The 362-nt window shown below is 49.4% G+C and carries 1 protein-coding gene; it reads right to left on the bottom strand.

Features of this window, described 5'->3' with window-relative positions; all coding sequences use genetic code 11:
* A partial coding sequence (locus AN389_RS20425) for a hypothetical protein (protein WP_160318642.1) occupies positions 1–362 on the bottom strand: 362 nt, incomplete at both ends.

Raw genomic sequence — 362 nt, 5'->3', positions numbered from 1 at the left:
GCTGTGTTATCGTGCTCAACTGCATCTTGTGCTGAAATTGGGTTGCCAGCCACATCAGACACGCTAGCCGTGGCGGTGAGTGTGCCGTCATTTAATGCGCTTGCATCAATGGGATCTGTGACGTACTCGCCATTACTTACCAAGGCTTGCACCTCAATTGGTGTGTTTACGCCATCGCTGATAATAACCGTCACGGTTTGGCCGTCTTCAACATCGGTGACTGTTCCGCGCACAACTAAGGCTTCGCTTTCGCCATTACCGTTAATAACTGAATCGGCTGTTTTATCAATGCTGGTTGTGATCGCTGCGGTGTTATCAAGTTCTACGCTATCTTGCGCGTTTACAGGGTTACCCGCTAAATC

It is taken from the genome of Pseudoalteromonas sp. P1-7a (assembly GCF_001401855.1).
GTDB lineage: Bacteria > Pseudomonadota > Gammaproteobacteria > Enterobacterales > Alteromonadaceae > Pseudoalteromonas.
This window is presented reverse-complemented; position numbering and strand designations above follow the sequence as displayed.